This is a genomic window from Leisingera sp. NJS204 (genome assembly GCF_004123675.1).
Taxonomy (GTDB): domain Bacteria; phylum Pseudomonadota; class Alphaproteobacteria; order Rhodobacterales; family Rhodobacteraceae; genus Leisingera.
Genome location: NZ_CP035417.1, coordinates 2,130,260 through 2,150,511, shown reverse-complemented (window position 1 = coordinate 2,150,511; position 20,252 = coordinate 2,130,260). Strand labels below are relative to the sequence as shown.

The window sequence follows — 20,252 nt, the reverse complement described above, 5'->3', positions numbered from 1 at the left end:
CGGGAGAAAACCCATGACAGTTCAAAACGGCAAGGACCTTTTGGTCAAAGTGGACATGAACGGCGCCGGCCTGTTTGAAACCATCGCAGGCCTGCGCGCCACGCGGATCAGTTTCAATGCGGAAAGCGTCGATGTGACCAGCCTCGAAAGCCAGGGCGGCTGGCGCGAGTTGCTGGCTGGTGCTGGCGTGCGCTCGGCAAGTATCTCCGGCTCCGGCATCTTCCGGGACGAGGCGACGGATGAACGCGCCCGGCAGTTGTTTTTCGAAGGGCTGACGCCGGAATTCCAGGTCATCATCCCGGATTTCGGCATCGTGCAGGGCGCGTTTCAGGTGACCGCGCTTGAATATGCCGGCAGCCACAATGGCGAAGCGACCTATGAGCTGTCGCTGGCCAGTGCCGGCCAGCTCAGCTTTGCTGCGGTTTAACCAATGGTGAATCCCCATGCAGGCGAGGCGGAATTACTCGTGAATGGAAAGCCTTACGCGCTGAAGCTGACTCTTGGCGCGCTGGCGGGGCTGGAGGCCGCGCTGGAGGAAGGCGCGCTGGTGGATCTGGTGCAGCGGTTTGAGCAGGGCCGGTTTTCCGCCCGCGACGTGCTGGCGCTGCTGGCGGCCGGCCTTGAGGGCGGCGGCCATGACCTAAGCCGTGATGATCTTGCCGCTGCCACCATCACCGGCGGTCCCATGCAGGCGGCGCGGGTGGCGGCAGAGCTGCTGGTGCGCAGCTTTGCTGTGCCGGAAGGCAAATGAGCGCGCTCGACTGGCCCGCCCTGATGCGCGCGGGCATGGCAGGCCTCAGGCTGCTGCCGCGCGACTTCTGGCAACTGACCCCGGCAGAGCTGCGGCTGATGCTGGGCGAGGCCGCAGCACCGCAGCCGCTTGGCCGGGACCGGCTGGCGGCGCTGATGCAGGACTTCCCCGACATCCCGGGCCCTCAGGAAAAGGAGACAACAGATGGCTGACTCGTCATCAATGGCAGAACTGGAATTGCAAGGCGAGGCTTTGAGAGAAGCGCTGGACGGTGCCTCTGGAATGGCCGCTGCCTTTGCAGAAACGCTGGGCCGTGTGAAAGAAGGGTTTTCCGAAACCGGCCGCGACGCGCAGATACTGGACCGCAGTCTTTCCAAGGGCTTGCGGCGTGCTTTTGACGGGTTGGTGTTCGACGGCGACAGCCTGTCGGAGTCGATGGACACGCTGGCGCGCTCGATGATCCGCACCACCTACAACGCTGCCATGAAACCGGTGATGAACCATGCCGGCGGGTTGCTGACCGACGGCCTCACCTCGCTGATCGGAAACATCCTGCCTTTTGCCGATGGCGCCGCCTTCAGCCAAGGCAAGGTGATGCCGTTTGCCAAGGGCGGCGTTGTCACCGGACCAACCGCATTCCCGATGCGCGGCGCCACCGGGCTGATGGGCGAGGCCGGACCGGAGGCGATCCTGCCGCTGACCCGCGGCGCTGACGGCTCGCTTGGCGTGCGCAGCCAGGGCGGCGGCGGGGTCAATGTGGTGATGAATGTCTCCACCCCCGACGTCAAAGGCTTTGAACGCAGCCGCAGCCAGATTGCCGCACAGCTGTCCCGCGCGTTGTCACGCGGCGGACGCAACCGTTAAGGATGGAGGGTAACCAGATGAATTTCCACGAAGTCCGCTTTCCCGCTTCGCTTAGCTTCGGCTCGGTCGGCGGGCCTGAGCGGCGCACCGATGTGGTGACGCTTGCCAACGGGTTTGAAGAACGCAACACCCCCTGGGCGCATTCCCGCCGCCGTTATGATGCCGGTCTGGGCCTGCGTGCGCTGGAGGATATCGAAACCCTGATCGCCTTCTTCGAAGCCCGCCAAGGGCAGCTGTACGGCTTTCGCTGGAAGGACTGGAGCGACTACAAATCAGCCCGGCCCAGCGCCGAGGCGGATTTCCGCGATCAGGTGATTGCCATCGGCGACGGCAGCACCGTGACGTTCCAGCTGGCCAAGACCTACCGGTCGGGGGAGTTCACCTATCAGCGCCCGATTGCCAAGCCGGTAGCGGGTTCTGTGCGGGTCGGCATCGAACAGGATGAGCTGCGCGAAAGCGTCGATTACCAGCTGGACACCGCCACCGGGTTGATCACCCTGGCGCATCCGCCGGAGGTCGGCCTTAGCATCAACGCCGGCTTTGAATTCGACGTGCCGGTGCGCTTTGATACCACTGGCATCCAGACCAGCGTGGCGTCGTTCCAAGCAGGTGAGGCGCCGGCGGTGCCGGTGGTGGAGGTCCGGGTATGAGCAGTCTTTCCAACGCGTTACAGGCCCACCTTAAGACCGGCGTCACCACGCTCTGCCGGGCCTGGGCGCTGGAACGGCGTGACGGCACGGTGCTGGGTTTCACCGATCACGACTGTGTGCTGAGCTTTGACGGGTTGCACTTTCAGCCAGGCAGCGGGCTGACGGCACGGGCCGTGAGCCAAGCCACCGGTCTGTCTGTCGACAACACCGAAGCGCTGGGGGTTTTAAGCGACGCCGCCGTGCGCGAGCAGGACATTGAAGCGGGGCGCTTTGACGGTGCCGAGGTGCGCTGCTGGCTGGTGAACTGGCAGGATGCATCAATGCGCTGGCTGCAGTTCCGCGGATCAATCGGCGAGATCCGCCGTGCGGGCGGTGCGTTCGAGGCTGAGCTGCGCGGGCTGACGGAGCTGCTGAACCAGCCGCTTGGGCGGATCTATCAGAAACCTTGCACGGCGGTGCTGGGCGATGCGGCCTGCCGCTTTGATCTGGAGACGCCCGGCTACGCGGTTGAGCTGCAGACCATCGCAGTTGAGCGCAACGAGGTGTTCCATTGGGACGCGCTGCCGGGATTTGAACCGGATTGGTTCACCGGCGGGCGGTTGATGGTGCTAAGCGGTGCGGCAAAAGGGCTGTGGGGCGCCGTAAAGGCGGATCAGACCAAGGCCTGCGGGCGCCGGATCACCCTGTGGGAACCGATCCGTTCGGCAGTGGCACCGGGGGACACGGTCCGGCTGGAGGCCGGTTGCGACAAGCGCATGGAAACCTGCCGGCTGAAGTTCAATAACCTTCTGAATTTTCAGGGCTTCCCCGATATTCCGGGCGAAGATTGGGTGATGGCGGTGCCGCGCCAGTCCGGCATGAACACCGGGGGCAGCAGACGATGAACCGGGTGGTTCAGGCCGCCCGCGGCTGGATCGGCACGCCTTATGTGCATCAGGCCGCCTGCAAGGGCGCGGGCTGCGATTGCCTGGGCCTGATCCGGGGGCTGTGGCGGGAGCTGTACGGGGCCGAGCCCGAGGCGCCGCCCGCCTATACGATGGATTGGTCCGAACCGCAGGGGGCTGAGGCGCTATGGCAGGCCGCGGCGCGGCATTTGGTGGCGAAACCCTTGTCTGAGGCTGCCGCCGGCGATGTGATCCTGTTCCGGATGCGCGATGGGTCGGTGGCCAAGCATCTGGGGGTGCAGTCGTCCATATCAGAACTGAGGGCTGGCGTGCGGGACGCTCTCGAACCAGGCCCTGCTTTCATCCACGCCTACACAGGCCACGGGGTTGTCGAAAGCCCGCTGAGCCCGCCCTGGCAGCGCCGCATCGTGGCGCGGTTTCACTTTCCAAAGGAGATGATCTGATGGCAACCATTCTTCTTTCTGCCGCCGGTGCGGCGATTGGCGGCACAATCGGCGGCACCGTGGCGGGGCTGTCGTCGGCGGTGATTGGCCGCGCGGTGGGCGCGACTCTGGGCCGGGTGATCGACGAACGGCTGCTGGGCAGCGGCGCGGATCCGGTGGAGACCGGCAGGGTCGACCGTTTCCGCCTGACCCAGGCCAGCGAAGGCACACCGATGACGCAGGTCTATGGCCGGATGCGGCTGGGCGGCCAGGTGATCTGGACCTCGCGCTTTCTGGAAACCTCCCAGACCAGCGGCGGCGGCGGCAAGGGGCGGCCCAGCCAGCCGCAGGTGACCAGCTACGGCTATTCCGTGTCGCTGGCGATTGCGCTGTGCGAGGGCGAGGTCGCGCATGTGTCCCGCGTCTGGGCTGATGGCGAGGAAGTGGCGCCCAAGGATCTGAACATGACCGTCTACACCGGCAGCATGGACCAGCTGGCCGATCCGGTGATGGAAGCGGTCGAAGGCGCAGGCCGGGTGCCCGCCTACCGCGGCACCGCCTATGTGGTGATGGAGAACCTGGACCTTGCCCGGTTTGGCAACCGGGTGCCGCAGTTTTCATTTGATGTGCTGCGCCCCGAGCAGCCCGCCAGCAGCAGCCATGCGCAGGATCTGGGCCGGCTGGTGCAGGGGGTGGCGCTGATGCCCGGCACCGGCGAATACGCGCTGGCATCGGATGTTGTGCAGTATTCCGGCGGGCCGGGGGATGCCAAGCCGGCCAATGAGCATACGCCCTCGGGCCTTAGTGATCTCAAGACCTCGCTGAACGCGCTGGAGGCTGAGCTGCCGGCCTGCGGTGCGGCTTCGTTGATTGTGTCGTGGTTCGGCGGCGACCTGCGCTGCGGTGAGTGTTCGCTGAAACCCAAGGTGGAGCATAAGCACGCCGAGGGCAGCATGCCCTGGTCTGTCAGCGGCGTGATCCGCACCGCGGCTGAGGAAGTGCTGAAGAAGGACGGCGAGCCGCTTTATGGCGGCACCCCGGCGGATGCCTCGGTTATCCAGTCGATCCGCGAGATGCAGGGCCGCGGGCTGCGGGTGATGTTCTACCCGTTCATCCTGATGGATCAGGCCGAAGACAATTCGTTGACCGATCCCTGGACCGGGGCTGTCGGCCAGCCGCATCTGCCCTGGCGCGGGCGGATCACGCTGTCTGCGGCGCCCGGACAGCCGGGGTCGCCCGATGGCACGGCGGCGGCGGAGGCTGAAGTTGCGGGCTTCATTGGCACCGTCACTGCGGCGGATTTCACCTTGGGCGAGGGAACCGTCACCTATAACGGGCCGCAGGAATGGAGCCTGTCGCGTTTTATCCTGCACAATGCGGCGCTCTGTGCGGCGGCGGGCGGGGTTGAGGCGTTTTGCATCAGCTCGGAAATGCGGGCCTTGACCCAGATCCGCGGCGCCACCGGCTTTCCGGCGGTTCAGGCCTTGAAAGGACTGGCGGCAGAGGTGCGCGCGCTCTTGGGTGCAGAGACCAAAATCGGCTATGCCGCTGACTGGTCGGAATACTGGGGCTATCAGTCGCCGGAGGGGGACCGCTATTTCCACCTCGACCCGCTGTGGGCGGACGGCAACATCGATTTCATTGGCATCGACAATTACATGCCGCTGTCCGATTGGCGCGACGGCGAGGACCATCTGGACGCGCAATCCGGCGTGCCGGCGATCTATGATCCGGACTATCTGCGCAGCAATGTCGAAGGCGGCGAGGGGTTTGACTGGTACTACCACTCGCCGGAAGCCCGCGAAGCGCAAATCCGCACCCCGATCACCGACGGCGCCCATGATGAGGCTTGGGTGTGGCGTTACAAGGATATCCGCAGCTGGTGGACAAGTGAGCATCACGAGCGGATCGGCGGGGTGCGGCAGGCAGCGCCCACCGATTGGGTGCCGCAGTCCAAGCCCGTCTGGTTCACCGAACTGGGCTGCGCTGCCATCGACAAGGGCACCAATCAGCCGAACAAGTTTCTGGATCCGAAAAGCTCGGAATCAAAACTGCCGAGGTATTCCAACGGGTTGCGGGACGACCTGATGCAGATTGCCTATCTGCGGGCCTTTCTGGGCTATTGGGGAGAGGCCGCCAACAATCCGCTGTCAGAAGAATACGAAGGGCGGATGCTGGACATGGCCAACGCCTATGTCTGGGCCTGGGATGCGCGGCCGTTTCCGGCCTTTCCCAGCCGCATTGAGATCTGGAACGATGGCGAAAACTATCTGCGCGGCCATTGGCTGAACGGGCGCGCCGGGCAGCGGACACTGGGATCGGTGGTGGAGGAGGTTTGCCACCGCTCCGGTCTGTATGACATTGATGTCACTGGCCTATATGGCGTGGTGCATGGGTTTGCGAACCCGGATGTCAGCGACGCGCGCACGGTTTTGCAGCCCCTGATGCTGCGGCACGGGTTTGATGCGGTGGAACGTGACGGGCTGCTGAAGTTCCGGATGCGCAAAGGGACAGGCGCCGAGGCGCTGGCGCTGGCGCATTTGGCCGGGAATGACGAGATGGACGGCAGCCTGGAGCTCGCCCGCGCCAGCGAGGCGGAACTGGCGGGCCGGGTGCGGCTGCGGTTCACCGAATGGGGCGGCGACCATGCTGCCGGTTCGGTTGAGGCGGTGCTGCCGGATGAGGCGACGCATAGTGTCAGCCAGAACGAGCTGCCGCTGGCGCTGACCCGAGCCGAGGCGCGCCAGACCGTCAGCCGCTGGCTGGCCGAGGCGCGGATCTCACGCGATACGGCGCGGTTCTCGCTGCCGCCTTCGATGCTGCATCTGGGGGCGGGGGATGTGGTCTCCCTGCCGGTGGAGGGCAAGGACCAGCTCTACCGTATCGACCGGGTGGAGCAGGCGGAAGCGCAGATGGTGGAGGCGGTCCGGATCGAGCCCGGTGTCTATGATCTGGCCGCGGTGGCGGAGGAGCTGCCGGGGGTCAATGCCTTTGCAGCCCCTGGGCCGGTGCTGCCCTTGTTCATGGACTTGCCCTTGATGCGCGGCGACGAGGTGCCGCATGCACCGCATCTGGCACTGACGGCGCAGGCCTGGCCAGGCAGCGTAGCGGTTTACGGCGCGGAGGCGGATGAAAATTACGCGCTGGAACAGGTGGTTGCGGCGCGGCAGGTGGTCGGGGTGACACAATCGCCGCTGTTCGCCGCCGGTTCCGGGCGCTGGGATCTGGGGGCGGATCTTCAGGTAAAGCTGATCTCCGGCTCGCTTGAAAGCCGCGATATGCAGGCAGTCCTGAATGGTGCCAATGCGGCGGTGATCGGCGATGGCTCGGCCGGAAACTGGGAGCTGTTCCAGTTCCGCGAGGCAGAGCTGATTGCGCCGCAGACGTATCTGTTGCGCGGACGCTTGCGCGGACAGCAGGGCACGGATGCGCTGATGCCTGCGGTCTGGCCTGCCGGATCATTTGTGGTGCTGCTGGATGGAACACCGGTGCAGATGGAACTGGCGCCGGAACAGCGGCGCCGGCTGCGGCACTACCGGATCGGCCCGGCGCGGCGGGCGCTGGAGGATCCGTCTTATCTGCATCTGCAGGAGGCGTTTGAGGGCGTTGGCCTGCGCCCCTATGCGCCGGTGCATTTGCGGCTGGCAGGCGGCTTGGGGGCGGACATTGCGGCTTCCTGGGTGCGCCGGACGCGGATTGAGGGTGACAGCTGGGAGCTGGAGGAGGTGCCGCTGGGCGAAGAGATCGAATCCTACCGCATCCGGGTGATGCGCGGGAACACGGTGCTGCGGGAGGAGAGTTCCGGAACGCGGGGCTGGACCTATCCGGCGGCACTGCAAGCAGCGGACGGGGTGCAGCCGGGCGACAGTCTGGAAATTGCGCAGCGCTCCGCCCGGTTCGGCGCCGGACCTGCGGCCAAATGTGTGCTGGGATGAGGTTTCCTGTGCTGCCCGGCGATGTGTCTGCCGTGGCACGGGCGCTGCTGGCGGTGCCGGAGAACATACGGCTGCACCTGTGCCGCCGTATCTTAGGCGGTGCGGCGGAGGCGGCCGCGCATTGCCGCCTGATGGGCCGTCTGCATCCGCGCTGGGGCGATGGGTCTCTGAGTGCGGCAGCCCGGCGGTTTGCATTGGCCGCCGAGCCGTTTCTGGATGATCCGGAATATCTAAGCTGCACCCGGCTGGTGCTGCGGGAACTGGCGGCTGCGATGGACGCGGAGCGGAGCGCTCCCGCCCGCTGATCCGGGCAGGGAACCTGTCCGGCCAGCCGTTGGGCGCAGCGCCGCCTGGCGGCGGCGCGGGCGGATTGCAACTAAGGGCAGGCGCTCACCCGGCGCCTGCGGCTTGATTCCGGGCGCAAAAACCTGTCAGCCCGAAGCGCATCTGATACACCTGTGCGCCGCCGGCTTCAGCGCCAACTGGGCGGTAATCTGCTGTTTCAGCTGCGCCTGATCCGACTCATTCATTTCAAAAATATGCCTCATCACGGGTTTGCGTTTGCTGCATTCCACCTTAGATGGGTAGTCTGAGCGGAGAAAGGACGTTGACCCATGGCAAAAACACAGCAAGCCGTAACGCCAGTGGATCCCGTATGGGACCGCATCACCCGCGAAGCAGAGGAGGCCGTGGCCACCCAGCCATTGATGGGCGGGCTGGTCCATGCCTGTATCCTGCACCACAAGACGCTGGAGAAGGCGCTGTCCTACCGGATCGCCGCCAAGCTGTCCTCAAACGAGATGTCGATGACAATCCTGCGGGAAATTGTCGATGACGCCTATGCGGACTGCCCGGAACTGGTAGAGGCGGCCCGTGCCGACCTGATGGCGATCAACGAGCGCGACCCGGCCAGCCACCGGCTGCTGCAGCCGATCCTGTATTTCAAGGGGTTCCAGGCGGTACAGGCTTACCGGGTCAGCCATTACCTGATGGAGCAGGGGCAGAAGGATCTGGCCTATTTCTTTCAGATGCGCACGTCCGAGATTTTCGGCATCGACATCCACCCCGGCGCCCGGATCGGCAAGGGGATCATGATTGATCATGCCCATTCCATTGTGATCGGCGAGACCGCGGTGGTGGGCGACAATGTGTCGATGCTGCATTCGGTGACCCTGGGCGGCACCGGCAAGGAAGAGCAGGACCGCCATCCGAAAATCGGCGATGGCGTGCTGATCGGCGCCGGTGCCAAGGTTCTGGGCAACATCAAGGTTGGCCATTGCAGCCGGATTGCCGCCGGGTCGGTGGTGCTGGCGGAGGTTCCGCCCTGCACTACAGTGGCGGGCGTGCCGGCCAGGATTGTCGGCGAGGCGGGTTGTGATCAGCCTTCGGTCAATATGGATCAGGTGGTGCCGGCGGGGTCTCCTGCTGCGGAGTGAGGCATCTGGCGCCGGCCGCGGGAATTGAGTATTTGCAAGAAAGATGAAGGGGCGTTTGGCGCCCCTTTTTTGTTGGCCGGGTTTTTGGGGTAAGGGACTGGGGTTCCGTTTCTTTTCTCAGGATTTCCGGCCTTGTTTCCGTCTGCGCCGGGGCGTTGGCAGAGCATCTGGTTCTGCTTCGGCTGCAACGCTTTGAACACCGGTCTTTCCTTGCGTGGCTGCGGCGGTCTTTCCTTGATCAGAGCGGCGGCGATGGGCATATGTTTGGAAGCAATAGCTAACTGAGACGACAGGAACGGGGGAAAGACGATGATTTACACAACCGAAGGCCGCGGCCGTTTGTATGGGTCGATCCTGGAAACCGTGGGTGACACGCCGGCCATCCGGCTGAACCGGATCGCACCGGATCATGTTCAAATGTATGTGAAGTTTGAGGCGTTCAATCCGGCGGGATCGGTGAAGGACCGGCTGGCGCTGAACATCATTGAGGCTGCCGAGCGCGAGGGCCGGCTGGCGCCGGGGCAGACCGTGGTGGAGGCGACCAGCGGCAATACCGGGATCGGCCTTGCGATGGTGTGCGCCGCCAAGGGCTATCCTTTGGTGATCACCATGCATGACGGGTTTTCCGTCGAGCGGCGGCGGCTGATGCGGATGCTGGGCGCCAAGGTGGTGCTGACCCGCAAGGAGGACAAGGCCGTCGGCATGGTGGTGAAGGCCAAGGAGCTTGCCGAAGCAAACGGCTGGTTTCTGGCGCATCAGTTTGAGACCAAGGACAACGCCGACATTCATGAGGCCACCACCGCGCGGGAGATCCTGGGTGATTTTGACGGGCAGCGGCTGGATCATGTAGTGCTGGGCTATGGCACCGGCGGCACGGTCACCGGCCTGGGGCGGGTGCTGAAGGGCGCGCGGCCGGATCTGAAAATCACCCTCAGCGAGCCTGCCAATGCCGCATTGGTGCAGTCGGGTGAGGCGCAGGCGCGCAATGATGAGGGCGAGCCGGCGGCGACGCATCCGGCTTTTAACCCGCACCCGATCCAGGGCTGGACCCCGGATTTCATCCCGCTGGTGCTGCAGGAGGCGTTGGACAAGGGCTATTTCGATATGCTGGAGCCGGTGAGCGGCGAGGAGAGCATTGCCTGGTCCAAGCGGCTGGCGGCTGAAGAAGGCATCCTGACCGGGATTTCCGGCGGTGCAAGCCTGGCGGCGGCGATCAAGGTGGCGGAGAGCGCGCCGGAGGGAGCTGTGCTGCTGGCGGTGCTGCCGGATACTGGCGAGCGCTATCTGTCGACGCCGCTGTTCGATGGCATCGCGGCGGAGATGGACGCGGATGAGGCGGCGCTGTCGGCCTCGACGCCCGGCTTTCAGTATTGAGAGATCAGCGCGCCGCCGCTGGTGGCGCGGGCGCGGCGGGTGTTGCGCAGGTGAGTATTTTTGGAAAGATGAAAGGGGGCGGGCGCGCCCCTTTTTTCGTTTGTGTTCAGCTGCCTGACCGCGTGTCTTGAGGTAAAGGAAAAGCCCCGGTCTTGGCCGGGGCTGTTAAGGTTTCGCAGTGAAGGCGGATCAGGCCAGCATCACCATCGGGTTTTCCAGGTTGTCCTTGATCGCGTTCAAAAGCTCCGCGCCAAGGGCGCCGTCGATCACCCGGTGGTCGACCGATAGGGTTACGGACATCACCGTGGCCACCGCCAGCTCGCCGTCTTTGCCGACGATGGGCTTTTTGACGCCGGCGCCAACCGCCAGGATGCCGGCATGCGGCGGGTTCACGATGGCGTCGAAATTGTCGATGCCGAACATGCCGAGGTTGGAGATCGCGAAAGAGCCGCCCTGGTATTCATGCGGCGCCAGCTTGCGGTCGCGGGCGCGTTTGGCGAGGTCCTTCATCTCGGTTGAGAGCGCAGAGAGCGATTTCATATCGCTGTCCTGCAGAACAGGGGTGAACAGACCGCCTTCGATAGCGACGGCAACGGCCACATCCGAGGCTTTCATTTTCAGAACCCGGTCGCCGGCCCAGACAGCATTCGCATCCGGCACCGATTGCAGCGCCAGGGCGCAGGCCTTGATGATGAAGTCGTTGACCGAAAGCTTCACGCCGCGGCCTTCAAGCTGCTTGTTCAGCTCACCGCGGAATTTCAGCAGCGCATCCAGCTGGATGTCGCGGCGAAGGTAGAAATGCGGCACCGTCTGCTTGGCTTCGGTAAGGCGGGCGGCGATGGTTTTGCGCATGCCGTCCAGTTTGACCTCTTCGAAGTCGCGGCCCTCGTACATGCGGGCAACCTGATCGGCGGAGGGGCCGGTTGCTGGTGCTGCGGCCGCCGGGGCAGCGGCGGCGGGTGCAGCGTCTGCTTTCGGGGCAGCGGCGGCTTGCGGCTTGGCGCTTTCGACGTCTGCCTTGACGATGCGGCCTTTGGGGCCTGAGCCTTTGATTTGGGCGAGGTCCAGGCCCTTGTCCGCGGCGATGCGGCGCGCCAGCGGTGACGCGAAGATCCGGCTGCCATCAGACGCGGCGGGGGCTGCCGGGGCTGGTGAGGCCGCGGCAGGAGAGGGCGACGCTGCAGGCCCCGGCTCGGCTGCGGCAGATGCTGCGGCGGGTTCAGAGGAGGCCGGAGCAGTGCCGATGTCATCAGCGCTTTCGCCGTCTTCCAGCAGCACCGCGATCGGGGTGTTGACCTTCACGCCTTCGGAGCCTTCGGCGATCAGGATTTTGCCGACCACGCCTTCGTCCACGGCTTCGAATTCCATGGTGGCCTTGTCGGTTTCAATCTCGGCGATCAGGTCGCCGGAGGAGACGGTGTCGCCCTCCTTGACCAGCCATTTGGCAAGGGTGCCTTCCTCCATGGTGGGAGACAGCGCGGGCATCAGGATTTCTGTGGGCATCTTGAGGCTCCTTACCGGTAGGTCACTTGCTTCACGGCTGCGACCACCTCATCCGTGGTGATCAGCGCGTGGCGTTCGAGATTGGCTGCATAAGGCATGGGCACGTCCTTGCCGGTGCAGGTGATGACCGGCGCATCAAGGTAATCGAAGGCCTGCTGCATCACTTCCGAGGCAATATAGCTGCCGACCGAACCCTGCGGCCAGCCTTCCTCGACCGTGACCAGACGGTTTGTCTTCTGCACCGAGGCGATCACTGTGGGCAGGTCCATCGGGCGGATGGTGCGCAGGTCGATGACCTCGGCCGAGATGCCGTCTTCTGCAAGCTTATCAGCCGCTTCCAGCGCATAGGTCATGCCAATGCCAAAGGAGACGATGGTGGCGTCGGTGCCTTCACGCCAGATCCGGGCCTTGCCGAAGGGGACGGTGTAGTCATCCAGCTTAGGCACATCAAAGGCGCGGCCATAGAGGATCTCGTTCTCCAGAAAGATCACCGGGTTGGGATCACGGATCGCGGTTTTCATCAGCCCCTTGGCGTCGGACGCGGAGTAGGGCATCACCACCTTGAGGCCGGGGATCTGCATGTACCAGGCGGCGTAGTCCTGGCTGTGCTGGGCGCCGACGCGGGCGGCAGCACCATTGGGGCCGCGGAACACCATCGGGGCGCCCATCTGGCCGCCGGACATATACAGCGTCTTGGCCGCCGAGTTGATGATGTGGTCAATCGCCTGCATGGCGAAGTTGAAGGTCATGAACTCGACAATCGGGCGCAAGCCCCCGAAGGCCGCACCGGTGGCGATGCCGGCAAAGCCATGTTCGGTGATCGGCGTGTCGATCACCCGCTTGGCGCCGAATTCGTCCAGCAGGCCCTGGGAGATCTTATAGGCGCCCTGGTACTCGGCGACTTCCTCGCCCATCAGGAACACATCTTCGTCGCGGCGCATTTCCTCGGCCATGGCGTCGCGCAGGGCTTCGCGGACCGTGGTCTGCACCATTTCGGTGCCTTCCGGATAATCCGGTTCCAGGGTCACGGAGGCGACCGGCGCAGCCGCGGCAGCAGCTGCGGGCGCCGCAGGTGCCTCGGCCGCCGGCGCTTCGCTGGCGGCGGCGGATGCCGGCGCGGCAGAGGCGTCGTAGCTCTCTCCGTCCTCGACCAGCACCGCGATGGGCGTGTTCACCTTGACGCCTTCGGTGCCTTCGCCGATCAGGATCTTGCCGACGATGCCTTCGTCAACAGCTTCGAACTCCATCGTGGCCTTGTCGGTTTCGATCTCGGCCATGATATCGCCGGAGTTCACGGTATCGCCTTCCTTGACCAGCCATTTGGCCAGCGTGCCTTCCTCCATGGTCGGCGACAGGGCGGGCATAAGAATTTCGGTTGCCATATCAGTTGCTCTCCGCAGGAGTGATCATTCCGACGATGTTGCCTTGACCGTCCTCAACATAGGCGCAGCGGCCAATTCCGGGATAGTCCTGGGGCGGCAGCGCCTCGGCGCCGCCGTTGCCAAGCGCCCAGCTGTAGCGCTCGTCACAGTCGTCGACTTCAAATGTCATGGTGCCGCCTCGGACCGGGCCGCCGGCGGCAGGGGCATCGCCCATACGTTTCATCAGGCCGCCGGTCACGCCATGGGCCATGCCGATATCGGCGCCTTCGATCAGGTGATACGCCATATCTTCGCCGCCCGGCATCGGCTCAAACTGCCAGCCGAACAGACCGCTGTAAAAGGTCTTTGCGGCCTCAACATCCGTTGCGTGGATTTCGAAATGCGGCATCAGGCGCTGGCCTCCTGCGGGACTTCGTCGGCGTAAATGTCGGTCCACAGCTCTTCGAGCGCGGGTTCCGGGCTTTCCTTGGCGAAATCTGCGGACTTGGAGACGATTTCCTTGATCTCCTTGTCGATCGCCTTGAGGTCGTCCTCGGTCGCGTGTTTGCCGGTCAGCAGCATCTCGCGGACGTGCTCGATCGGGTCACGCTCTTCGCGCATTTTCTGGACCTCTTCGCGGGTGCGGTATTTGGCCGGATCCGACATTGAGTGGCCGCGGTAGCGGTAGGTTTTGACTTCGAGGATATAGGGGCCGTCGCCGCTGCGGCAGTGGGCCACGGCGCGCTCGCCGGCTTCCTTGACGGACAGCACGTTCATGCCGTCGACCGCCTCACCCGGAATGCCGAAGGCCTTGCCGCGTTCCCAGATCTCGGCGCTGGAGGTGGAACGCTGCTGCGAGGTGCCCATGGCGTATTGGTTGTTCTCGATCACGAAGACCACCGGCAGCTTCCACAGGGCGGCCATGTTGAAGGTCTCGTAGACCTGGCCCTGGTTGGCGGCACCGTCACCGAAATAGGCGAATGTCACGCGGCCGTTGCCCTTGTATTTGTCGGCAAAGGCAAGGCCGGCACCAAGCGGCACCTGGGCGCCGACGATGCCGTGGCCGCCATAGAAATGCTTCTCTTTCGAGAACATATGCATGGAGCCGCCCTTGCCCTTGGAGTAGCCGCCCTCGCGGCCGGTCAATTCGGCCATGACGCCGTCCGGGTCCATGCCGCAGGCCAGCATATGGCCGTGGTCGCGGTAGGAGGTGACGCGCTTGTCGCCTTCCTCAGCTGCGGCCTCAAGCCCGACAACAACCGCTTCCTGGCCGATGTAGAGGTGGCAGAAGCCGCCGATCAGACCCATGCCGTAAAGCTGGCCGGATTTTTCCTCGAATCGGCGGATCAGCAGCATTTCGCGGTAGTGTTTCGTAAGCTCTTCGGCAGAAACGTTTGGTTTCTTTGCGCTTTTCCTAGCGGCCATGGTGGTCGACTCCCCCTGCAGGCTAGATAGTTTAGTGTTAAACCAATTGATACCCGGTTTTGGCCCGGCTGAATAGTGTTATTCTGCCGCGGGGTTTCCGCCGCGTAAAAATCCGCCCATGGAACGCAAAAATGCCACGCAGCAAACAGCAAGCGCGGCAAAGGGGGGACGGACAGGAGGGCGCTTAGCGGATGACAATCTCGTCCGCGCGGACAAGGCCAAGCACCGAGCGGGCCTGCTCATCCAGGAGATCAAGGTCGAGATAGTCGTCGGACAGGCGGCGGGTCAGGTTTTCCATGCCGCCGATCCGGGACTGGAGACGGTCGAGATCCAGCCGCAGTTCTTCTGCTTCGGCTTGGATCTCGACCCGTCTGAACAGACCGAAGTCGCCCTGCACCGCCGCAAAGGTGAAATACGCGCTGAGCGCGAAGGCGATGGCAAAAAAGGCGATGGCGCCCAGCGACGGGCGATTGCTTCGGGTCACTTTGGAGGTGCCTGTATGTTACTGCTCAAGTTTTTGTTTTTGCGCCGTTTCCCGGCGTCTGCCTCTGTTATGCCACAACCGAATCGGCTTGTGAATCCTAAAACTGTCCACAGGGTGATTTTTCTCGGCACGGCCGGGAGCGGAAGGGGGCTCCTGAACCCGCAACCCGCGGAAGGCGCCCGTCCGGCTGACCGGGCGGGCGTTTCCGGTTACTGGTCGAGTGCCGCGACGCCGGGAAGCTCTTTGCCTTCCATCCATTCCAGGAAGGCGCCGCCGGCGGTGGAGATATAGGTGAAATCGCCGGCCGCGCCGGAGGCGTTCAGCGCGGCCACGGTGTCGCCGCCGCCGGCCACGGAAATCAGCTGGCCCGAGCGGGTCATCGCGGCTGCTTTCAGCGCAGCGGCGTTGGTGGCGGCGTCGAACGGTTCCAGCTCAAACGCGCCGAGCGGGCCGTTCCAGATCAGGGTCTTGCTGTTTGCAAACACCTCGATGATGCGGGCGACGCTTTCCGGGCCTGCGTCCAGGATCATGCCGTCGTCCGGGCATTGATCGGCGGGCAGGATTTCATGCTCAGCATGGGCTTCGAACTTTTTGGCGACCACGATGTCGGAAGGCAGGATGATCTCGCAGCCTGCGGCCTCGGCCTTGGCCAGGATCTCGGCTGCGGTGTCCTTCATGATGCGTTCGGCCAGCGAGATGCCGACCGGCAGGCCCTTGGCCACCAGAAAGGTGTTGGCCATGCCGCCGCCGATCACCAGGTGGTCGACCTTCTCGATCAGGTTGCCCAAGAGTTCCAGCTTGGTGGAGACCTTGGCGCCGCCGACAACCGCGGTGACCGGGCGCTGCGGCTGGCCCAGGGCGCTTTCCAGCGCTTGCAGTTCGGCCTGCATCAGGCGGCCGGCGCAGGCAGGCAGCAGGCGGGCAATCGCCTCGGTCGAGGAATGCGCGCGGTGGGCAGCCGAGAAGGCGTCGTTGCAGTAAACTTCGCCCAGGCGCGCCATGCCTGCGGCCAGTTCGGGGTCGTTCTTGGTCTCGGCCGCGTGGAAGCGGGTGTTTTCCAACAGCAGCACTTCACCCGGCTGCAGCGCGTCTGCGGCGGCCTCGGCGCCCGCACCGATGCAATCGGCGGCAAACAACACGCGGGTTTCAAAGGCGCGCTCCAGCGTCGGCACAAGCTGGTTCAGCGACAGGTTCTCGCGGCGCTCGCCGCCGGGGCGGCCGAAGTGGGCCAAGAGGATCGGCTTGCCGCCGGCAGCCAGAATATCGCGCACAGAAGGGGCAATGCGGCGGATGCGGGTGGAGTCGGTGACAACCCCGTCGACGATCGGCACGTTGATGTCCACGCGCACCAGCACGCGCTTGCCGTTCAGATCCATGTCGTCGAGTGTTTTCCAGCCCATCAGCGAGACCCCTTATGGTGAAAATGCAGGTAAATCCGCGGGCTGTTTCGGGGGTTTTTGCGCATCAGTCAATGCTCCCTTGGCATTTCCGGGCGCTGGCCTTAGGTATCTGTGCAAATTTCGACGACAGGAGAGCCAGATGGCCGAGATTAAAGATCCCGAAAACACCGTTATTGTTGAACTGAAAGACGGCAACGTCGTGATTGAGCTGCTGCCCGACGTGGCGCCGAAACACGCCGAGCGCATGAAGGAACTGGCCCGTGCCGGCGAATACGACAACGTCTGTTTCCACCGGGTGATTGACGGCTTCATGGCGCAGACCGGCGACGTGGCCAATGGCGACATGGAAGACGGTTTCAACATCCGCATGGCGGGAACTGGCGGCTCGGACCTGCCGAACCTGCCGGCTGAGTTTTCCAAGCTGCCGCATGACCGCGGCACTCTGGGTGCTGCGCGCTCGGCGAACCCGGACAGCGCCAACTCGCAGTTTTTCATCAACTTCAAGGACAACCACTTCCTGAACGGCCAGTACACCGTTTATGGCCGTGTCATTGAGGGTATGGAGCATGTGGATGCGATCACCAAAGGCGAGCCGCCGGCAAACCCGGACCGGATGATCAGCGTAAAGGTAGCTGCGGATGCTTAAAAGCCTGTCCCTGGTGGCTCTGCTGGCAGCAGGGCCTGCTTTTGCTACCGGCCTGGAAGTTCAGGTCGAGGGCGAGGCCAACGGCACCATCAAGATCGACCTCTTTGAGGATGTGGCGCCCAAACATGTGGCGCAGATCACCGCACTGGCCACTGAGGGCCAGTATGACGGCGTGGTGTTCCACCGGGTGATCGAGGGCTTCATGGCGCAGACCGGCGACGTCGAGTTCGGCAAGGCCGGCGGCGACATGAGTGCTGCCGGGCGCGGCGGTTCCAGCCGTCCCGATCTGCCGGCCGAGTTCTCGGACCTGCCGTTTGACCGCGGCGTGGTCGGCATGGCCCGGTCGCAAAACCCGAACAGCGCCAATTCGCAGTTCTTCATCATGTTTGATGCGGGCCATTTCCTGAACGGCCAGTACACGGTTGTCGGCAAGGTGACCGGCGGCATGGATGTGGTTGACGCGATCAAGCTGGGCACAGGCGGAAACGGCGCGGTGATCGGCCAGCCCGACGCCATGACCAAGGTGACCGTCACCGAATAAGGACCTCCGGTTTTCCGGAAAATCCAAGGCCCGTTCCCGGTATCCGGGGGCGGGCCTTTGCCGTTGCAGCCCTGCGCTGTGCCAAGCCTCTGACATGATGTCACAAGCCTGTGTTTCCCACTGTTCAGTCCCGGCTTGTCCCGAATACTGGGGGTTCAGCAGGGAGTTTTGTATGCTGGGACGTTTGTTGATGAGTGCGGCAATGTTTTTGCCCTGGATGGCGCAGGCTGAGCCTGCCCAATGGAAACGTGAATGGCCGAAAACCGATTTCAGCCGGACGAGTGTCGGGGATTGGGGGCAGATCCGCTCCGGCGGGGTGCCCAAGGACGGCATTCCGGCGCTGGATGCGCCGCAGTTCACAGCGGCGGCCAGGGACCGGCGGCTGACGCCGCGGGAGCCGGTGATCGCGCTGGAAATAGAGGGCGCGCCGGCCCGCGCCTATCCGCTGCGTTACCTTACCTGGCATGAGATCGTGAACGATGTGGTGGCAGGCGTGCCGGTGGCGGTGACCTATTGCCCCTTGTGCAATTCGGCGATGACATTCGACCGGCGCACCCGGGCGGGGGTGCTGCGGTTCGGGGTCACCGGCAAGCTGCGTTATTCCGACATGGTGATGTATGACCGCGAAACCCAAAGCTGGTGGCAGCAGGCGATCGGCACCGGCATTGCCGGCGAGATGAGCGGCCAGCGGCTGGCCAGTCTGCCCAGCTGGGTCGAAAGCTGGCAAGAGTTCAAAGCGCGCAACCCGGATGGTCTGGTGATGGCGCAGCCTGGCTATAACAGGCGCTACGGGCAAAACCCTTACCGGGGGTATGACACGTCAGACTGGCCGTTTCTGTATGACGGCACCCCGCCGCCGCATGGGCTGGCACCGCTGGACCGGGTGGTGCGGGTCGGCAGCCGGGCCTGGCCGCTGGCGCGGCTGGCAAAAACGGGCGAGATCCGGGAAGCGGGCGTGGTGCTCAGCTGGCGGGCCGGGCAGGCCTCGGCGCTGGATGCGGGCACGCTGGCCAAGGGGCGGGACATCGGCTCGGTCCGGGTGCGCGACGCAAGCGGGTTCGACGTGGCGCATGATGTGATGTTTGCCTTTGCCTTTCACGCCTTCTGGCCGGACGGGCGGTGGATGCTGAAATGACAAAAGGCGCGCCGCCGGGGCGCGCCTTGAGCAGGTCAATGGTTGCAGCGGTCAGAACAGGAAGTTGTCCGCGTCCTGCAGCTGCGCCACGGTGATGTCTTCCACCAGAATGGTGACATTGGCAAAGGAGACCAGGACGTCATCGCCTTGGCTGTCAAAATCCAGCTGGCTCAGCCGGGAGGCGCCGCGGCCGATCGCGATGCGGTCCTCTCCGGCGGTGAAATCGGTGATAGTGTCGTTGCCGTGGCCTTTGTGGAAGACGAAGGTATCCGCGTTGCTGCCGCCGGTCAGCACGTCGTTGCCCTTGTGGCCCAGCAGCATGTCGCGCCCGGACTCGCCCTTCAGTGTATCGCTGCCGCCGCCGCCGACCAGCAGGTCGTTGCCCGAATTGCCGATCAGAACGTCCTTGCCATGGCCGCCCTTCAGCTCATCGGCGCCGCCGCCGCCCAGCAGCCTGTCGCCGTGTTTGCCGCCAATCAGCAGATCATCGCCCATGCCGCCAATCAGCATGTCGCGTCCGCTGCCCCCCCAAAGGTCGTCATCGCCATCGCCGCCGTTGAGCGTATCGCGACCGGCGCCACCCAGCAGGCGGTCATTGCCATCTTCCCCCAGCAACAAGTCGCTGCCAGACAGACCGGACAAGGTGTCATTGCCGGCGCCGCCTAAAATCAGGTCGCTGGAAAGCCCGGCGGATGTGTCGCCGGTCAGGGAATTGCCGCTGTAGCTGCCGGTTGTCAGGGCAAAGGTCCGGTCGGAAAATTCCAGCTGTTCGATCGAGGACACAATATCGCGGCCATCGCCCGAGTCGATTGTGACCGTACTGAAGTTTGAGGAGAAAGACGCATTGCCGAATGTGTCGGCAATAATCAGGCGGTCCGTGCCGCTGCCGCCGTACAGCGTGTCGTCACCGGTTCCAAGCTTGATTGTATCATTGCCGCCATGGGTGAGCCAGCGCTGTCCCTCGGCCATGTTGGAGGTGATTGTATCGCTGCCGGCCAGAATGGATGCTTCCAGACGTGCGCCGCTGGAGGAGGCGAACGTGTAGAAATTCATCGAAAAGCCGGAGAACGAAAGAACTGGAGTTCCGTAGGATGTGATGCTGAGAGACTTTAGCGTCCAGGAATAAGGGGACGCGGAGGAAAAATCCCCGGTCAGGCTGAAGCCAGCCCCGTTGGTGCCGGTAAAGACAATCAGGCTGGAAGTTTGCGTTGTGATGCTTGCGTTGGCAAAATCCGGAGAGTTCAGGTCATTGAGCGACCAGGTTCCGCTCGGATCATTCAAGTTTACTGTCGCCATTTCCCAAAAATACCCTTTTCGTTGTGCCGCGTGCCGGGCCGCAGTCCTGTATTTTCCGTGTTAACTATCGGCCTCAACTCGCGGGTGCAAGGTAAGGAATACAAGATACCGTTGCGGGACTGGC

The 20,252-nt window shown here is 64.0% G+C and carries 21 protein-coding genes; 14 read left to right on the top strand and 7 right to left on the bottom strand.

What is annotated here, in order from left to right; genetic code table 11:
- The first annotated feature begins 13 nt into the window (after positions 1 to 13).
- From ETW24_RS10505 to cysK, 11 genes are all read left to right on the top strand, one after another.
- A complete protein-coding gene (locus ETW24_RS10505) occupies positions 14 to 427 on the top strand; it encodes a phage major tail protein, TP901-1 family (RefSeq protein WP_129371015.1) in 414 nt (137 codons plus the stop codon).
- Positions 428 to 430: 3 nt separating this feature from the next.
- A complete protein-coding gene (locus ETW24_RS10500; RefSeq protein WP_129371014.1) occupies positions 431 to 751 on the top strand; it encodes a gene transfer agent family protein in 321 nt (106 codons plus the stop codon).
- On the top strand, positions 748 to 963 hold the full coding sequence (locus ETW24_RS10495; protein WP_129371013.1) for a rcc01693 family protein: 216 nt from the start codon (positions 748 to 750) through the stop codon (positions 961 to 963). The genes ETW24_RS10500 and ETW24_RS10495 overlap by 4 nt, the downstream gene beginning before the upstream one ends.
- Positions 956 to 1,615 carry a phage tail tape measure protein gene (locus ETW24_RS10490; RefSeq protein ID WP_129371012.1) on the top strand — a complete coding sequence of 220 codons (660 nt, stop codon included), beginning with the start codon at positions 956 to 958 and terminating at the stop codon, positions 1,613 to 1,615. The genes ETW24_RS10495 and ETW24_RS10490 overlap by 8 nt, the downstream gene beginning before the upstream one ends.
- A gap of 17 nt (positions 1,616 to 1,632) precedes the next feature.
- Positions 1,633 to 2,265, top strand: a complete 633-nt coding sequence (locus ETW24_RS10485; protein ID WP_129371011.1) for a DUF2460 domain-containing protein — start codon at positions 1,633 to 1,635, stop codon at positions 2,263 to 2,265.
- Positions 2,262 to 3,149 (top strand): DUF2163 domain-containing protein, encoded by an 888-nt coding sequence (locus ETW24_RS10480; RefSeq protein ID WP_129371010.1) that lies wholly within the window; start codon positions 2,262 to 2,264, stop codon positions 3,147 to 3,149. Before ETW24_RS10485 ends, ETW24_RS10480 begins: the two co-directional genes overlap by 4 nt.
- A complete protein-coding gene (locus tag ETW24_RS10475; protein ID WP_129371009.1) occupies positions 3,146 to 3,613 on the top strand; it encodes an NlpC/P60 family protein in 468 nt (155 codons plus the stop codon). Before ETW24_RS10480 ends, ETW24_RS10475 begins: the two co-directional genes overlap by 4 nt.
- Positions 3,613 to 7,527, top strand: coding sequence for a baseplate multidomain protein megatron (locus ETW24_RS10470; protein ID WP_129371008.1), 3,915 nt, complete (start codon positions 3,613 to 3,615; stop codon positions 7,525 to 7,527). The genes ETW24_RS10475 and ETW24_RS10470 overlap by 1 nt, the downstream gene beginning before the upstream one ends.
- On the top strand, positions 7,524 to 7,832 hold the full coding sequence (locus ETW24_RS10465; RefSeq protein ID WP_129371007.1) for a DUF7742 family protein: 309 nt from the start codon (positions 7,524 to 7,526) through the stop codon (positions 7,830 to 7,832). Before ETW24_RS10470 ends, ETW24_RS10465 begins: the two co-directional genes overlap by 4 nt.
- 309 nt (positions 7,833 to 8,141) lie before the next feature.
- Positions 8,142 to 8,963, top strand: coding sequence for a serine O-acetyltransferase (gene cysE, locus ETW24_RS10460; RefSeq protein WP_129371006.1), 822 nt, complete (start codon positions 8,142 to 8,144; stop codon positions 8,961 to 8,963).
- Between the two features lie 309 nt (positions 8,964 to 9,272).
- On the top strand, positions 9,273 to 10,337 hold the full coding sequence (gene cysK / locus ETW24_RS10455) for a cysteine synthase A (RefSeq protein ID WP_129371005.1): 1,065 nt from the start codon (positions 9,273 to 9,275) through the stop codon (positions 10,335 to 10,337).
- A 189-nt stretch (positions 10,338 to 10,526) separates the two neighbouring features.
- On the opposite strand, the gene ETW24_RS10450 is transcribed toward cysK, so the two are convergent.
- The 6 genes from ETW24_RS10450 to ETW24_RS10425 all read right to left on the bottom strand — a co-directional run bounded on the left by ETW24_RS10450 (position 10,527) and on the right by ETW24_RS10425 (position 16,510).
- A complete protein-coding gene (locus ETW24_RS10450; RefSeq protein ID WP_129371004.1) occupies positions 10,527 to 11,840 on the bottom strand; it encodes a pyruvate dehydrogenase complex dihydrolipoamide acetyltransferase in 1,314 nt (437 codons plus the stop codon).
- Between the two features lie 11 nt (positions 11,841 to 11,851).
- Positions 11,852 to 13,222, bottom strand: coding sequence for a pyruvate dehydrogenase complex E1 component subunit beta (locus ETW24_RS10445; protein WP_129371003.1), 1,371 nt, complete (start codon positions 13,220 to 13,222; stop codon positions 11,852 to 11,854).
- A 1-nt stretch (position 13,223) separates the two neighbouring features.
- Positions 13,224 to 13,610, bottom strand: coding sequence for a VOC family protein (locus tag ETW24_RS10440; RefSeq protein WP_129371002.1), 387 nt, complete (start codon positions 13,608 to 13,610; stop codon positions 13,224 to 13,226).
- Positions 13,610 to 14,626 (bottom strand): pyruvate dehydrogenase (acetyl-transferring) E1 component subunit alpha, encoded by a 1,017-nt coding sequence (gene pdhA / locus ETW24_RS10435; RefSeq protein WP_129371001.1) that lies wholly within the window; start codon positions 14,624 to 14,626, stop codon positions 13,610 to 13,612. The genes ETW24_RS10440 and pdhA overlap by 1 nt, the downstream gene beginning before the upstream one ends.
- Positions 14,627 to 14,810: 184 nt before the next feature.
- Positions 14,811 to 15,110, bottom strand: coding sequence for an FtsB family cell division protein (locus tag ETW24_RS10430; protein WP_129371000.1), 300 nt, complete (start codon positions 15,108 to 15,110; stop codon positions 14,811 to 14,813).
- A gap of 209 nt (positions 15,111 to 15,319) precedes the next feature.
- On the bottom strand, positions 15,320 to 16,510 hold the full coding sequence (locus ETW24_RS10425) for a phosphoglycerate kinase (RefSeq protein WP_129370999.1): 1,191 nt from the start codon (positions 16,508 to 16,510) through the stop codon (positions 15,320 to 15,322).
- Positions 16,511 to 16,649: 139 nt separating this feature from the next.
- Between ETW24_RS10425 and ETW24_RS10420 the strand changes: the two genes are divergently transcribed.
- The 3 genes from ETW24_RS10420 (at position 16,650) to ETW24_RS10410 (ending at position 18,832) form a co-directional block, all read left to right on the top strand.
- The gene (locus ETW24_RS10420) at positions 16,650 to 17,156 is read left to right on the top strand and encodes a peptidylprolyl isomerase (protein WP_129370998.1); all 507 of its coding nucleotides are present in this window, start codon (positions 16,650 to 16,652) and stop codon (positions 17,154 to 17,156) included.
- Complete coding sequence (locus ETW24_RS10415) at positions 17,149 to 17,697, top strand: peptidylprolyl isomerase (protein WP_129370997.1); 549 nt, start codon at positions 17,149 to 17,151, stop codon at positions 17,695 to 17,697. The genes ETW24_RS10420 and ETW24_RS10415 overlap by 8 nt, the downstream gene beginning before the upstream one ends.
- A 202-nt stretch (positions 17,698 to 17,899) precedes the next feature.
- Complete coding sequence (locus ETW24_RS10410; protein ID WP_254695595.1) at positions 17,900 to 18,832, top strand: DUF3179 domain-containing protein; 933 nt, start codon at positions 17,900 to 17,902, stop codon at positions 18,830 to 18,832.
- A 51-nt stretch (positions 18,833 to 18,883) separates the two neighbouring features.
- On the opposite strand, the gene ETW24_RS25105 is transcribed toward ETW24_RS10410, so the two are convergent.
- Positions 18,884 to 20,128 (bottom strand): calcium-binding protein, encoded by a 1,245-nt coding sequence (locus ETW24_RS25105; RefSeq protein WP_129370995.1) that lies wholly within the window; start codon positions 20,126 to 20,128, stop codon positions 18,884 to 18,886.
- Positions 20,129 to 20,252 lie beyond the last annotated feature (124 nt).

Bases quoted from the DNA above. Each gene is read 5' to 3' on its own strand.
- ETW24_RS10505 (WP_129371015.1), top strand. From the start codon at position 14: ATGACAGTTCAAAACGGCAAGGACCTTTTGGTCAAAGTGGACATGAAC.
- ETW24_RS10500 (WP_129371014.1), top strand. From the start codon at position 431: ATGGTGAATCCCCATGCAGGCGAGGCGGAATTACTCGTGAATGGAAAG.
- ETW24_RS10495 (WP_129371013.1), top strand. From the start codon at position 748: ATGAGCGCGCTCGACTGGCCCGCCCTGATGCGCGCGGGCATGGCAGGC.
- ETW24_RS10490 (WP_129371012.1), top strand. From the start codon at position 956: ATGGCTGACTCGTCATCAATGGCAGAACTGGAATTGCAAGGCGAGGCT.
- ETW24_RS10485 (WP_129371011.1), top strand. From the start codon at position 1,633: ATGAATTTCCACGAAGTCCGCTTTCCCGCTTCGCTTAGCTTCGGCTCG.
- ETW24_RS10480 (WP_129371010.1), top strand. From the start codon at position 2,262: ATGAGCAGTCTTTCCAACGCGTTACAGGCCCACCTTAAGACCGGCGTC.
- ETW24_RS10475 (WP_129371009.1), top strand. From the start codon at position 3,146: ATGAACCGGGTGGTTCAGGCCGCCCGCGGCTGGATCGGCACGCCTTAT.
- ETW24_RS10470 (WP_129371008.1), top strand. From the start codon at position 3,613: ATGGCAACCATTCTTCTTTCTGCCGCCGGTGCGGCGATTGGCGGCACA.
- ETW24_RS10465 (WP_129371007.1), top strand. From the start codon at position 7,524: ATGAGGTTTCCTGTGCTGCCCGGCGATGTGTCTGCCGTGGCACGGGCG.
- cysE (WP_129371006.1), top strand. From the start codon at position 8,142: ATGGCAAAAACACAGCAAGCCGTAACGCCAGTGGATCCCGTATGGGAC.
- cysK (WP_129371005.1), top strand. From the start codon at position 9,273: ATGATTTACACAACCGAAGGCCGCGGCCGTTTGTATGGGTCGATCCTG.
- ETW24_RS10450 (WP_129371004.1), bottom strand. From the start codon at position 11,840: ATGCCCACAGAAATCCTGATGCCCGCGCTGTCTCCCACCATGGAGGAA.
- ETW24_RS10445 (WP_129371003.1), bottom strand. From the start codon at position 13,222: ATGGCAACCGAAATTCTTATGCCCGCCCTGTCGCCGACCATGGAGGAA.
- ETW24_RS10440 (WP_129371002.1), bottom strand. From the start codon at position 13,610: ATGCCGCATTTCGAAATCCACGCAACGGATGTTGAGGCCGCAAAGACC.
- pdhA (WP_129371001.1), bottom strand. From the start codon at position 14,626: ATGGCCGCTAGGAAAAGCGCAAAGAAACCAAACGTTTCTGCCGAAGAG.
- ETW24_RS10425 (WP_129370999.1), bottom strand. From the start codon at position 16,510: ATGGGCTGGAAAACACTCGACGACATGGATCTGAACGGCAAGCGCGTG.
- ETW24_RS10420 (WP_129370998.1), top strand. From the start codon at position 16,650: ATGGCCGAGATTAAAGATCCCGAAAACACCGTTATTGTTGAACTGAAA.
- ETW24_RS10415 (WP_129370997.1), top strand. From the start codon at position 17,149: ATGCTTAAAAGCCTGTCCCTGGTGGCTCTGCTGGCAGCAGGGCCTGCT.
- ETW24_RS10410 (WP_254695595.1), top strand. From the start codon at position 17,900: ATGTTTTTGCCCTGGATGGCGCAGGCTGAGCCTGCCCAATGGAAACGT.
- ETW24_RS25105 (WP_129370995.1), bottom strand. From the start codon at position 20,128: ATGGCGACAGTAAACTTGAATGATCCGAGCGGAACCTGGTCGCTCAAT.